Genomic DNA, 12,416 nt, shown 5'->3' on the forward strand with positions numbered 1-12,416 from the left:
GAGTTGAGTTCGTTCTATGTTAGGGTTAAAGTCGTTTAAAACAGCAATTTCTATATTGAGTGGTGTTGAAGCCATGCATATGATGAAAAAAGGACAACTTGTTTTACTGGACAAGTCTGTCCAAAATCAAAAACAATTTATTCATAAACTGTTTRGTTTAGCTTCATAGGCTAGAAATGTAGAGGAAATTTGCTACTCTAGGTTTCTAACTAATATTTTTGCACCAGAACCCTTATGACATTAATACAAACACAAACTACAATGCTGACGCTGAAGCAGTTGTTGGAAAATACGGTATGCTAGAGATTGCGAAGTTTCTTGGTAGTGAATTAGAGAAAATATAATAGATAGGGAGAAAGCTGCTGATGAAGCAGCTTTTTTTTGTAAGTTCAATTTGAGCGGAAATCGTTAATTTTGTATTTAAAACTACATATAGGAAGCACCATACATGCCCATCAACTTAAGATATGGATATGAAATAAAATCACGATGTTTATAAGAAAGATGCGATGCTATATTTTTTCAATTAAAGAATTCTAAATGTGTTTTGATCAAACCTTTTTATAAAAATTGAACATCCAGTCACAAAGAAAGGCTCTATTTTGATCAAATTTTTTTCAAAATGGAGTCTTTTTGTGTAACATAGAATGTGGATTTGTAAGAGGTTTTTAATCAAACTTTATAAACAGTATGTTTTTTATCTTAAATCAATTATATCCATAAATTTAAGAAAAATTCTGTTATAAGATTCATCAGTACAAGTTATTAAATTTTTTATCGGATTTATGTCAGTTACAGTCAAATATCTAGTAAGCAAATGATCATCTCTATAATAAGTAATCAATTTCTTCTCTTCAGAAAGAAATGAACATAATAACATGTTTTCAATACGTTCTTGTTCGTCTTGGGTTAATGTAGGGCGCTCCACTTTTGTCTGCTTTTTAACAATCTTACCAATACCGATGAATTTCTTCGGTATCGAAGCGAATGGAGTCCGCTTAACCATGCCTATTCTTTTTGGCATATTTGTATAGTTCATGCTGTATATCCCCCTAATTGCTATTAATAACTGTATCATTATATCAAACTTTGGTTATATTAGGATTAATTATGTGATTATAAAATAAATATTTAGAGGTTTTTGGCTCCTTATAAAATCAAACCAATTTAACTAAGCATGATTTATATATATAATAGGAGAAATTACTGTGGAGTCCCTTTGTAGGTAAGTGTGTTGTTGCTGGTTCTGTTGATGTAGGATTAGGATTTATTATAGATACAAAAGTAACTGTCAATGGATCATCACAATATAAAATAAACAACAGCAAAGAAAAAGCTAAAAGGCAGGAGTCCGGTATAATACCGGACCCGTGCCCAAGAAGCTGCCCAATGAAATAACGTGTCTAACTTTTAGAGTTAAAATTGTCTTTTTTTAAAAAATGAATTAATTGATATTCAACAATTGGCCATTTTCTGGAATAAAGCGATTGCTAAAATCACAGAATTTTTAAATAATTTCAATTAAGTTAAATGGCGGGATTTTAGAATATGACCGAAATATATTGTATATAAAAAAATTAACATTAGTTTCTTAATTCTTTTTATTGGGAGGAAGAGTCGGATGGAAATAAAATGGATAGGTGTTAGCGTCCTCACCGGATTCTTTCTACTGGAGCTTGGTGCAATGGCTGCGTTCAGTTACTGGGGTTATCATATCAAGACAGGGGCAGCGGTCAAAATTATACTCGCGGTTGCCACGCCACTAGTCATAGCCACTCTATGGGGTATGTTTCTCTCCCCGAAGGCGTCGCTCCCCATCTTCTCCTTCCCCATACGAACTACACTTAAGCTGGTTGTGTTCATTGTTGCTTCCGCAGCTTTGTACGCAAGTGGGCAAAACGCGTTCGCAGTTACTTTTCTGACGGTGTCCCTTTTTATCGTGGCAGCAGTCTTCATCTTGAAGCTTCATAAAGTAAATATGTGAAGTGGATTAGTCTAAAACCGAACTTCAATAATCGGGCGCTTTAATTGAGCAAGGATCACAAAAATCATCAAACTTTTTTATAAAAGGATGATTCAATTGAATATAGAAAATGCGTGTTTTGATCAATTTTTTTTCAAAGCACGCTTTTTCTATTTGCTCTTTTATCAAGGTTTATTAGGTTAATTTAATCAAGCTTTATTCAAAAGCTACAACAAAGCATATAAATTTCGTATCTATCCAACGAAGGAACAAAAAATATTAATTGTTAAAACCATTGGGTGCAATCGCTTTGTATTCAATTTCTTATTGAGCGAATGGGGCAGTTTATTTAAAGAAGTAAATCAAATCGCATAGGCTACAAAAAAGAAAGCAAACTAAAATCGTGGGTGCTGATGACGAAAAAACACAACTCCGCTATCTGTATATAATGTATTTATTATAGTTGGCATCCTTGAAGGAATAACTAAATCAAGCTACAAGGGTGGTGAAAAAATGGCTAAAAATAAGAATAATCAATTGAAGAACAATAAAAATGCTGTACCAAAAGCAGATGTAGAATTTGCGGGAGAAAATGGACTTGAAAAAATCGCATTAAGAGCCCAAAAAAAATCAAAATAAGTAAACAATAGGGGGCAGTAAATCTGTCCCTTTGTTCCTCAAAATTAACATAGTTCTTCAAAAAAATAAGCATCTTTTGTTAGCATAAAACCAATGTATTGCAAAACCTGGAAAGTCCCCTCAGAAGTTCTGAAAGTACTTTTCATTCACATAATTAGTGTTATCGTAAGTCAATGTTATTGTTAGTTTGGATTCGACTTTTGTATAGTTGACGAAATTTGATGAAAGAGATAATTCTCCAAGGTAAGATATATCCCAGTGCTACAGTCATAAATAGTGCTGCTACTGTTTCTGGACCTAGCCATTTTAAATAATCACGAAGTAAAAAACGGATAATAAGTACGATGAGAAAGGTAATAATAAAGCTCTTGTTTCTTACAGCATAAATATGCTGATCGAATCGGAGTTCATAGTGAGTGGTCCAAATAAGTGGAATTGACAAAAGAAATCCAAAGATAGCTGCACAAATCCATTCCCAGCCAGCGGCATGTGCTTTTGGATTTAAGATGATGTGAATGCAGGGGAGTAACAAAAATAGTATGGGTAAGAGAATGCGGGTTCCGTTTCCTTTAATAGGGCGATACATTGCCAAAGTTCTACGCCATATGACTAACGCAGCAATTATAATTACAATAGAGTAAAACGAAGAAGAATCCATGATTTCACCTCGATACATAGAATATTTCAATTATATGGAAAGTACAGATGGTTGGATAGTGGTATTCATCCTGATTGGGGAAATATAACATTAATTTGTGATATCATATATAGGTATTTGCCATTACATACTATTGCAAGAGGTAAGTAAAGAGGCTTATCCCTTATGTATCAAGGATTACGCCTTTTTTTATTTTGAAAGATTTATAGAAAAAAACATACTTGTTTTATTAAGTATGCAGTCTCAGAATTGTCCTTATTTCCCATATAAAAATAGCATATTTGCTAGTTAGTTTAATACTTTTTGTAATGGAACAGCTGCAATCTAAAATTATGATTTGAGTACATGCAATATATACAATACCCCTGGCATATAGCTAATAGCGTATAGCGCGCTTATAGCTAAACAACAAGTCCACTGCCAAAGTAGGGCTATGTTTAACTCATCTTATTACAAAACTACTTTAAGTTGCTTACTATGTTTATTAATACTTCCCCTAACACTATTTTAGGAGATGTAACGAAACTTATATTGAAAAAGCTATTTTCTATGAGATTTGTATATAAGCTGTTTTTCAGGTTCTTGTGCAAAGATAAAATGAAAACCAGTAAAACGCATATATTCCTAACAGAATTGCATTTATAACACCTAAATTAAATACCTTTATTATCTGTTTTCATGTGATCAAAAAAGAATAGATTGATTTATTGGACCAGTCTGTTCAAAATTAGAAAGAATTTATCCATCAATTGTTTGGACGAGTGGCGTAAGTACAACTCTGTTAGGGGTATATACTTTACTCTCTTTTATTTTTGCAACAGAACCAAAAAACCAAGGAAATGCTAATCCAAGATAGTAATGTATCACTACATACAATTGTTCACAATGCTGGACATGCTACATCAAATGGATTTGGAGAAGTGGACTATGATGAGTTCGATCGTCTATTTAATGCAAATGTTAAAGCGCCATATTTTATCACACAATCTCTAATCGGATTTATAGCATCCAATGGTAGGATAATAAATCTATCATCCGGTGTGACACGTATCGTATTTCCATATATGATGATATACAGTATGACAAAAGGCGCAATTAATACAATGACGTTTACACTAGCAAAGGAATTGGGTGAAAAAGGCATTACGATTAATTCCGTAATGCCTGGAATCATTGATACGGATTCAACTGCTAACTGGCTGCATACAGAAGAAGGTCAAGAAAGTGCAAAGAATATGAGTGCTTTAAAAAGAGAGGGTCAACCAGAAGAAATTGCAAATGTTGTTTCATTTCTAGCGAGTGAAAAAGCGAGTTTTATTACTGGGCATAATATGGATGTAACTGGTGGAAGTCATCTGTAATTAGGTACATCTAGCTTTTGAATAAAGATGTGTTAATATTAGATTTTATTAAAATAAAATCTAATATTAACACTACAAAAGTAAAAAAAGTAGAAAAAGACTAGTAAATTTACTAGTCTTTTTCTACTTTTTTTATCATTAGCACCTTATTCAATTATTTCTAGGTTCACCTGTAAAATAGCTTTGTAACGCATGTATCAATCTAAAGAATGAAGCGATAAGGCTTGTAACCGAAAGGACTGTGGAGATAGCCTATCGATAGAACTCTTTAGCTAGGAATCCCCCACTTCTAAACGAAGTGAAAGTGGGGTTAGTTCAAGACAATAACGATTCAATTAATTTCATAAGTCGTTGTTTTGTCTGGCTCAAATAGTTTCTGTTTTTAGAAGAAATTAATAATCCTATAGGCATTTGGGGATTAAATCCTTTAACCTTAAATGATATATTGCCTTTGTTTAAAATAGTTCCCTTAGGAATAATACCTATTGCATTTCCAAAAACCATTTGTGGAATAAGATGTAATGCATTACAATTGTAAACTCTTTTAAACGATAAATTATTTTCTGATAAAAAGGCATTCACAGATTGATAATAATAACAACTATTTTCTCCAATTAAAATAGGATAATTAATGATATCGAATACTTCAACTGACTCTTTGTGTAATATTGGATGATGAGGGTTATTGACAATAAATTCAATTTGTTCATTGTAAAGTGGAGTGAAGTTCATATTGGAACTATTCTTATTCTTTCCGCAAACAGCAAAATCAATTTTATTTTGTTCTAATAGTTGTGATAAAAGTGCTGTGTTCCCTACAACAAAATCACAATGTATATATGGTTTCTCATTGTCTAAATAGTTTAATATAGATGGCATTAACTTTTTTGCAACAGATTCTGTTAGTCCTATTCTTACTGTCCCTTTTTCCTCATTACTTATGCGCTGTGCTTGAGATATTGAATAATCCCAATGCATTAATAAGTTATCTACCTCTTTTGCAAATAAAATACCTTCCTCTGTTAATCGCGCATCCCATCCTCGTTCAAATAGAAGGAAGCCAAGTTCATTCTCCAGCTTTTTTATATGTGTTGTTACAGTTGATTGAGCATAGTTTAATTTTTTTGCTGCCAGTGAAAAAGTTCCTTCTTCGACAATCATCTTAAATGTATTTAACTCTTTTATTTCCATCTTCGCACTCCATCTTTATCGGTTTTATTGATAATTATACGATATATTTTCAATTACACAAATCGAGATAATAGAAGTAAAATAAGGTCATAAGAAAGGGAGTGAAAATATGCCGCTTGTTAATGTTTATTATCCAGATGGTCAATTGAATAAAGAAGAGCTAAAAACGATAAGTAATAGGATTCATCATTCATTGATTGAACACTTTAAAGTCCCAGAAAATGATTACTTTCAAATGTTTTTACCTTACCCACCTAATCAATTTTTTTACGATCCACATTATCTCTTAGAAGGAGAGAAAAAGAGAACAGAAAACATAATGCATGTTTCTATTACATGTGGGCCAGGAAGAACAATAAATCAGAAAAAGAGTTTGTATCAATCCATATCGAAAACTATTTCAAATCATTTAAACATCTCTACAACTGATATTTTTATTACATTAAACGAGACACCTGTTGAAAACTGGTCATTTGGTCAAGGAGTAGCACAAATGGTTAATATAAGGGAGTGAAAAATAATGAATGATTGTATCGAGTCCAATATACGAAAGAAAATGAGAGATATGGCTCCCGATTTTGTTGATTATAGTGAAAACATATTATTCGAAAAAGTATGGAGAGATCCTATTTTAACATCTAGAGAAAGAAGCTTATGTACACTATCTGCTCTAATTAGTATCGGTAATACTGAGCAACTACCATTTCATCTACAATTACTTTTAGTAAAAAGCCATCACGCAATGATGATTGCATGATGGCTTTTGTTGTTTTCTTATTTCTTTGTCGCATTGACCCATGCAACAATGTCCTGGATGACATACGCAGGAACATTGGAAGGGACTTCGTATTCACTAGGGTGGCTTAATTTCCCGTCGCCCTCCGTGAAAAAGTGATTCAATTTCGGATATTCTTTGAACTGAACATCACTGCGGCTTGAAAGCCCTTCTTGCCATCTCGTAAACTCATCCTTTACTGTTACTTGATAATCACGTGCGCCTTGCAGAATCAGTAATGGCTCTTTTCGTGATTTCGCTTCCTCAACTGGACGCCAACGAGTCACATCATACATGAAATGTGGAGAAAGATAATTATAACCAGCTGGTGGGTGATCTGGATCAAAAGTAGGATCCTCAATATAGGCGAATTGTTTTTTTAGTTCATCTATAAATTCCTTTGGTGCCCCGAGGTACTGATACTGATTAAGGAGTATGTCAGTAAAAGGACGTGCAGGTGGTGCCATTAAAATACTTCCTCTTACAAGTAATGAAGGTGCTTTACTTAATATACGCGGCATTGTGCCAGCTCCTTGGCTATGTCCGAGAATGAAAATGTTATCTGGGTCAATGCCTTCCTGCTGCGCTGCTGATTTTGCTGCATATATGGCATCATCTGTAGTGTCACGGTCTAATGTAGCAGGTTCTGCACTCATTTTAAAACCGTGTTCTAAAGAACGTTTCTCGTAACGTAACACTGCGATACCGCTTGATGAAAGACCAGCTGCAAGGTCTCTAAAGATTTTAGCTCCCATAAATGTACTGTCACGATCATGCGGCCCAGAACCGTGAACAAGAACAACAACAGGCACTTTTTCGCCAATTTTATGTTTTGGAACCGTTAATGTGGCTGGTAACGGGTATGTAGCATTTCCAATTACGATTTCGCGCTCTTGGTAGGAATCAGGTTGGTCATAGCTAGGATGTGGGATGGTATAAGATTTCTCTGGAGTCGTCCTTACACCAATTTCATCAACTTTGCCGCCAGGCGTGAATTTAAGGAGTAATGGAATAGTAGTTCCTTCGATAGCTCCTGGAACTTCAACCGTTTGATGGACCAAGTTTCGTTCTTTTATAAAAGGTGTTCCGATGCTTGTAATCCTGCTCCCGCCACTTTGTGTCCACCAGCTTTGTAATATGTTTGCCGTAAACTTGGATTGAAAAGCTGCAGACGTCAACTGGAGTGCCTCTGCATATTTACCTTGTTGGAGATATGCAAAAAATAAAGACGTACGCTGCGTTAATGAGACTTGTTTCTTTTCTGCAGTTTGTGCCCCTTGTGTATCCCCATGAATAGCTGTTGTAAGCGGAAAAGAAGAAACACCTAAAGAAAAGAGTAGGGTAAAAGAAAGTGCTGATTTTTGTAACTTCTTTTTTTTCATCCTGTTTAACCTCCAAAATGTAATGGTATGAAATGGGTATGGTAATTAGTGGAATGTTTCCCTATTGGGGTTTCGTTACATGTAAGGGGGAATCCTGCATACATATCATAAAAAGCCCGTTTGAAAGAGTGGAGGAGTTAAGCAATGGATTTATACTTAAATCTTTGCTAAATCATAGAAATCGATCGTTTTTCCAACAATGATTCCAATCCCGTTATGATGTAGGGGAAGAAAAACAAGAAGAGAGGGAGGCATACGATGAAGAAATTTTTATGGTTCATTTCTACATTGTGCATGTTTTATTGGTAACAGGGTGTAGTAGCAAAGATGACACTGGAATTTTCATTACCCCATACCGAAAAAAAAAGGGTATAGGTATACTTTCCTGTTTAAAATATTGTTCGTATAGGATGCGAATAAGCTTCCTATACGAACAACATTACATATTAATAATTTAGAGGGTTTTAAAAAGTAAGAGGTGGTTTTTAAATGTATAATGATTCAATATATTTTCCTTATATAAATTATGATCAATGCTTCGATCGTCAATTCCCTGGTCCTCAGATTCCAGGTATACCTGGAATGCCAGGTTTTCCGGGTGTACCAAGTTTTCCAGGACAGCAAAGTTCACAAGCTCCAACATCTCCTCCCCCATCATTTATTCCTCAACAATCAACTGCTTCACCATTTGCTGTTGATTCAGGAGCAATTTCATTATGTTTATTTCGAAATACTTATATATGGCTTAGTAATGGTGAATAATTTTGGTATTTCCCAATTTTTGTAGGACCAAGGTCTGTTGCTGGTTTTAGATGGAACGGTAGGTTTTGGGTTATTTTTGGAATTGATACGAGAAGGATTATTTCATTTACATGTTTTTAAAAATTATAGAGTAACGATAGAGGTTTAATTATATAAACAAAAGAGGTATTTGAATGAAAAAATTTCAATCATTTGATGGTACAATAACTATGATTAACGATTTTGTAACAGGGTCAAACGAAGATATAGGATGTAATAAATTAATGTCCGTAGATAATGGTTATGGAAATCTAATAAATTTTGTAGTGAAACCAAATACGTATTTTATCGACTATGCAACGGTAGTAGTAGGAGATAAAGTAACTGGGTTTTACGATGCCAACGCTCCTGCTCCTCTTATTTTCCCACCACAATTTCAAGCGATTGTTATGGCAAAATATACACCGCATCAAAATGTAAAAGTAGACTATTTTAATGAACAGTTGGAGAGTAGTGATGGAAAATTAAAATTAAATATTTCTCCTTCTACTCTAATTTTATTAACAAATGGTCAATTCTTTACAGGTAATCTTGTAAATCGAAATTTAATAGTTATTTATAGTTTTACAACAATGAGTATACCAGCTCAAACTACACCATATAAAATCATTGTTTTGTGTCAAAAGTGATTTCTATTCTAAAGGGTCTCTCGGTTTATCAAACTACAATCCATTGTAGAATCAAAAATTTTAGCCAGCTTATTGACCAGGTTCATAGGCATGTCAAGAGACGTTTTGCCAAATCTGCAGGATTTCAAAATCTTCGTCATGCTTCACGTACGATAAAAGGTATCGAGACTATTCATGCCCTATATAAACAACGGCGAAGTCTTCAAAGAGACTCCGCCTTTTCAACGTACAATAGTATTCCTTTCTAAATATGAAGATATAAGTATCATAAATACATCAATATCATGAAGATACAGGAACCTAATATGTAATATTGCATATTAATAAATTTATATGAGTATATATAACATGAAAATCACTATAACGAACATGCAGGTTTCCTTTTTTATTTGTTATTTTTATCAGTAAAGTAGACCACATATCAGCTTCAGATACTTGTTTTATGATACAAGTAATCAAACAAAAGGAGGGCCATACAACATAATTATACCATTATTAACAGGGCACTCTTTTAAGTACAGGAGATTATTAGCAGGTGGAGAAAATGTTGAAGATGTACAGACAGATAAACATATTCCATATGAAAAAAATGAATTGCAGCAAACTCTAGAAAAGTACGATTCGAAGGAGTTTGGGTTATAAAAAGAAAATAGATAAATTAACAAGAGAAAAGCACTTTGTGTATATCACAGGTGTTTTTTATTTTCATTTTGATATAGGGCTTGAATTAAATTCCCATGTTTTTTTGCAGCCATTCAATAATGAATATGTACATATTCATTATTGAAATTAGTAATAATAAAATGTATTATTGAAAAGCACTATTTATAATTCAAGTAATCAAGGCTATGTATCCATAATAATTTGAACGTTCAGAAATTATAATATTATCATAAAAATGAGGTGAGGTTAATAGAAACAGTACATATTAAATGGTATGGATTGTATAGTTTAAATGATTTTTATAATAGAGAAGAAGCTTTTAAGAAGGGAATATTTGCAATCTCTAGAGTATATGCTAAGAATGAAACATTGATCTATATAGGAAAAACCAAAAGAAGCTTTATACAAAAGATAAGGGAACTTAATAAAGATTGGATTTTTGATGAAAGCGAATTAAAGATTACATTAGGAATAATAGAGTCTCCTAGTGGTGAAAGTTACTCTGAAAAAAAGGTAAAAGAGATAAAATCCCTTTTGATTTTACGACATACCCCAGTAGAAAACAACACATCTTTATTGTACCATAGAGGGCAGTTTAATTTGAAAATTATAAATAAGGGAAGAAGGGGCTTAATTGTTAAAAAGATTTCTACAGGAGATCTAATGTGGACGTAATTGGAATCACCTTTGAATAAAATTGAAGGTTTCTTACGAACAGATGCTTATCAATTTTTAATGTATTAAAATATTTTTGAATAACATATGTCAGATGCTTGAAACAACACAAATTTTATTATGATATGAAATCTTGTATGGGAATTGTAATTCATTTCCATTGTTTAATGAAAATATTAAAAATTATAAGTATAATGCATAAAGATTAGAAGAGAAAATAAACTCGGAGGTTTAAAAAATGGGACAAGGAAGCAGGTTTCAAGAAAAACAACAAAGTCGTCGTAAAAAGGTGATTTTTAATATTGCATTTACTTTGGTATTAGTGACAGTTGGTATAGTGACATACCAGTTGTTTTCCCCTTCTGATACATCAAAGAAAGCAATTGCTCAAGAAAAGAAAGCAACAAAGATAGAAGAGAAGAAACATAAAGAAAAAGAAGCAGCGCAGTTAGAAGAGAAGAAACGTGAAGTGAAAGAAGCAGCGCAGTTAGAAGAGAAGGAACGTGAGGAGAGAGAAGCAGCACTGTTAGAAGAGAAGAAACGTGAAGAGAGAGAAGCAGCACTGTTAGAAGAGAAACAAAAAGCAGAAAAATCGGTAAAAACGAGCGGAAATGAAAATAAAGAGGGAGAAAAAACGGCATCTCAAGAAAAGGGTTCTCAAACTAATCCTTCTTGGAAGCCAATTGGTACAGAGCAAGGAGCAAAACCTGCAATGCAATTTAAAGAAGGAACAGTAGATTGGAATGAGATGAAAAAAGCAATTTCTTATGCTGTTGATGCTCCAGAGGGTCAATTGATTTTTGATTTTATTGGAAATAATGGTGAAAATAAAGCCTACGGTAATGTACGAGATAAGCAAAGTAATAAAAAATATAAGGTTGATATTGATTGGGTAGAGAATCAGGGCTGGAAACCAGTATCTGTTCAAGTAGTAAAATAAACTTGGTTCTATATGATGTTTGAATTATTTGACACCCCCACCCCTAAAGCGGCAAGCTGACTAACATCAGTGGTGTTCTTGCTACCAAAGGAGAAGTCCATTTCTGGTATCGCTGACGTGCAAGGTTGCGGTGTGTCATCACCACTCTCACGACAGACCGTATAGGTTCGGGAGCTACGGTACTATCACCATACCGTACAGGTTCGTGTTCAGATGTTTAGCGTCTGGTTCTTGACGACACATATCATTTTACCGGTAGCATGAATTCGGCGTCATCTCAAACAAATGAATAACTCATGGAGAGTGGACGAAACATACATAAAAATAAAAGGACAATGGATGTATTTATATCGTGCCGTTGATTCTGAAGGAAACACGATTGACTTTTATTTGAGTAAATCTAGAAATCATAAGGCTGCAAAGCGCTTTTTCAAGAAAGCTTTGCAGCCTTTTCATGTTTCAGAGCCTCGTGTTATAACAGTCGATAAGAATCCTGCTTATCCAATTGCTATCGAACAGTTGAAAAAAGAAAACATACTAAGATTAGTAGTGCAGGCCAAGGCATTGGTTCGCACTACTATTTTTTATATAGTATAAGTGAAGAAAGGGTCGTGTATGCTTTAGGATTCCGAATCCGTAAAAAAAACTGACCTTCTTCACTTACCTTATTTGAATCAGTTTTTAGTATGTTGGTCCTCGAGATCGTGTATAAGAAATGGGAATCGATAAGTGTAAGATG

At 33.7% G+C, this 12,416-nt stretch carries 11 protein-coding genes and 7 pseudogenes; 14 read left to right on the plus strand and 4 right to left on the minus strand.

Translation table 11 applies throughout. From position 1 onward, the window contains the following. Window positions 1-7: 7 nt before the first annotated feature. Both AC1DKZ_RS31810 and AC1DKZ_RS31815 read left to right on the plus strand, forming a co-directional pair. Window positions 8-169, plus strand: a pseudogene (locus AC1DKZ_RS31810) (IS6 family transposase); the annotation flags it as partial. Window positions 170-233: 64 nt separating this feature from the next. Continuing rightward, a pseudogene (locus AC1DKZ_RS31815) lies at window positions 234-344 on the plus strand (alpha-L-glutamate ligase); the annotation flags it as partial. Between the two features lie 353 nt (window positions 345-697). Here the strand turns inward: AC1DKZ_RS31815 and AC1DKZ_RS31820 are convergent. Further along, entirely contained in the window at window positions 698-1,039 is a 342-nt protein-coding gene (locus AC1DKZ_RS31820) for a YolD-like family protein (RefSeq protein ID WP_113735934.1), read from the minus strand. Between the two features lie 582 nt (window positions 1,040-1,621). On the opposite strand from AC1DKZ_RS31820, the gene AC1DKZ_RS31825 reads away from it, so the two are divergent. The 3 genes and pseudogenes from AC1DKZ_RS31825 to AC1DKZ_RS31835 all read left to right on the plus strand — a co-directional run bounded on the left by AC1DKZ_RS31825 (window position 1,622) and on the right by AC1DKZ_RS31835 (window position 2,602). Continuing rightward, a complete protein-coding gene (locus tag AC1DKZ_RS31825; protein WP_476997883.1) occupies window positions 1,622-1,984 on the plus strand; it encodes a YrdB family protein in 363 nt (120 codons plus the stop codon). Between the two features lie 210 nt (window positions 1,985-2,194). Continuing rightward, window positions 2,195-2,329, plus strand: a pseudogene (locus tag AC1DKZ_RS31830) (helix-turn-helix domain-containing protein); the annotation flags it as partial. A 147-nt stretch (window positions 2,330-2,476) separates the two neighbouring features. Next, window positions 2,477-2,602, plus strand: a complete 126-nt coding sequence (locus tag AC1DKZ_RS31835; protein WP_001107285.1) for a hypothetical protein — start codon at window positions 2,477-2,479, stop codon at window positions 2,600-2,602. Window positions 2,603-2,762: 160 nt separating this feature from the next. Here AC1DKZ_RS31835 and AC1DKZ_RS31840 read toward each other — a convergent pair whose 3' ends face one another. Next, window positions 2,763-3,260 carry a CcdC protein domain-containing protein gene (locus AC1DKZ_RS31840; RefSeq protein WP_476997884.1) on the minus strand — a complete coding sequence of 166 codons (498 nt, stop codon included), beginning with the start codon at window positions 3,258-3,260 and terminating at the stop codon, window positions 2,763-2,765. Window positions 3,261-4,099: 839 nt separating this feature from the next. On the opposite strand from AC1DKZ_RS31840, the gene AC1DKZ_RS31845 reads away from it, so the two are divergent. After that, complete coding sequence (locus tag AC1DKZ_RS31845) at window positions 4,100-4,621, plus strand: SDR family NAD(P)-dependent oxidoreductase (RefSeq protein WP_476997885.1); 522 nt, start codon at window positions 4,100-4,102, stop codon at window positions 4,619-4,621. Between the two features lie 315 nt (window positions 4,622-4,936). On the opposite strand, the gene AC1DKZ_RS31850 is transcribed toward AC1DKZ_RS31845, so the two are convergent. Further along, complete coding sequence (locus AC1DKZ_RS31850) at window positions 4,937-5,812, minus strand: LysR family transcriptional regulator (RefSeq protein ID WP_476997886.1); 876 nt, start codon at window positions 5,810-5,812, stop codon at window positions 4,937-4,939. Window positions 5,813-5,921: 109 nt separating this feature from the next. Here AC1DKZ_RS31850 and AC1DKZ_RS31855 point away from each other — a divergent pair, with 109 nt between their 5' ends. Next, a complete protein-coding gene (locus AC1DKZ_RS31855) occupies window positions 5,922-6,326 on the plus strand; it encodes a tautomerase family protein (RefSeq protein WP_476997887.1) in 405 nt (134 codons plus the stop codon). Between the two features lie 6 nt (window positions 6,327-6,332). After that, window positions 6,333-6,530, plus strand: a pseudogene (locus tag AC1DKZ_RS31860) (carboxymuconolactone decarboxylase family protein); the annotation flags it as partial. A 56-nt stretch (window positions 6,531-6,586) separates the two neighbouring features. Here AC1DKZ_RS31860 and AC1DKZ_RS31865 read toward each other — a convergent pair. Beyond that, window positions 6,587-7,969 (minus strand): alpha/beta hydrolase family protein, encoded by a 1,383-nt coding sequence (locus AC1DKZ_RS31865; protein WP_476997888.1) that lies wholly within the window; start codon window positions 7,967-7,969, stop codon window positions 6,587-6,589. A gap of 489 nt (window positions 7,970-8,458) precedes the next feature. Here AC1DKZ_RS31865 and AC1DKZ_RS31870 point away from each other — a divergent pair. The 6 genes and pseudogenes from AC1DKZ_RS31870 to AC1DKZ_RS31895 all read left to right on the plus strand — a co-directional run. Then, a pseudogene (locus AC1DKZ_RS31870) lies at window positions 8,459-8,851 on the plus strand (collagen-like protein). A gap of 53 nt (window positions 8,852-8,904) precedes the next feature. Continuing rightward, the gene (locus AC1DKZ_RS31875; RefSeq protein WP_476997889.1) at window positions 8,905-9,399 is read left to right on the plus strand and encodes a hypothetical protein; all 495 of its coding nucleotides are present in this window, start codon (window positions 8,905-8,907) and stop codon (window positions 9,397-9,399) included. A 23-nt stretch (window positions 9,400-9,422) separates the two neighbouring features. Beyond that, window positions 9,423-9,647 (plus strand): annotated as a pseudogene (locus tag AC1DKZ_RS31880) (DDE-type integrase/transposase/recombinase); the annotation flags it as partial. Window positions 9,648-10,302: 655 nt separating this feature from the next. After that, window positions 10,303-10,737: a hypothetical protein gene (locus AC1DKZ_RS31885; RefSeq protein ID WP_002013690.1), complete on the plus strand. Its 435-nt coding sequence runs from the start codon at window positions 10,303-10,305 to the stop codon at window positions 10,735-10,737. Window positions 10,738-10,975: 238 nt separating this feature from the next. After that, a complete protein-coding gene (locus tag AC1DKZ_RS31890) occupies window positions 10,976-11,677 on the plus strand; it encodes a YrrS family protein (protein WP_476997890.1) in 702 nt (233 codons plus the stop codon). A 264-nt stretch (window positions 11,678-11,941) separates the two neighbouring features. Continuing rightward, window positions 11,942-12,238, plus strand: a pseudogene (locus tag AC1DKZ_RS31895) (IS6 family transposase); the annotation flags it as partial. Window positions 12,239-12,416: the final 178 nt, after the last annotated feature.

The sequence above is a fragment of the Bacillus sp. 05T21 genome (assembly GCF_056396785.1).

What these genes read in the sequence shown, in the direction of transcription:
- AC1DKZ_RS31820 (WP_113735934.1), bottom strand. Translation starts at nt 1,039, where the DNA reads ATGAACTATACAAATATGCCAAAAAGAATAGGCATGGTTAAGCGGACT.
- AC1DKZ_RS31825 (WP_476997883.1), top strand. Translation starts at nt 1,622, where the DNA reads ATGGAAATAAAATGGATAGGTGTTAGCGTCCTCACCGGATTCTTTCTA.
- AC1DKZ_RS31835 (WP_001107285.1), top strand. Translation starts at nt 2,477, where the DNA reads ATGGCTAAAAATAAGAATAATCAATTGAAGAACAATAAAAATGCTGTA.
- AC1DKZ_RS31840 (WP_476997884.1), bottom strand. Translation starts at nt 3,260, where the DNA reads ATGGATTCTTCTTCGTTTTACTCTATTGTAATTATAATTGCTGCGTTA.
- AC1DKZ_RS31845 (WP_476997885.1), top strand. Translation starts at nt 4,100, where the DNA reads ATGCTAATCCAAGATAGTAATGTATCACTACATACAATTGTTCACAAT.
- AC1DKZ_RS31850 (WP_476997886.1), bottom strand. Translation starts at nt 5,812, where the DNA reads ATGGAAATAAAAGAGTTAAATACATTTAAGATGATTGTCGAAGAAGGA.
- AC1DKZ_RS31855 (WP_476997887.1), top strand. Translation starts at nt 5,922, where the DNA reads ATGCCGCTTGTTAATGTTTATTATCCAGATGGTCAATTGAATAAAGAA.
- AC1DKZ_RS31865 (WP_476997888.1), bottom strand. Translation starts at nt 7,969, where the DNA reads ATGAAAAAAAAGAAGTTACAAAAATCAGCACTTTCTTTTACCCTACTC.
- AC1DKZ_RS31875 (WP_476997889.1), top strand. Translation starts at nt 8,905, where the DNA reads ATGAAAAAATTTCAATCATTTGATGGTACAATAACTATGATTAACGAT.
- AC1DKZ_RS31890 (WP_476997890.1), top strand. Translation starts at nt 10,976, where the DNA reads ATGGGACAAGGAAGCAGGTTTCAAGAAAAACAACAAAGTCGTCGTAAA.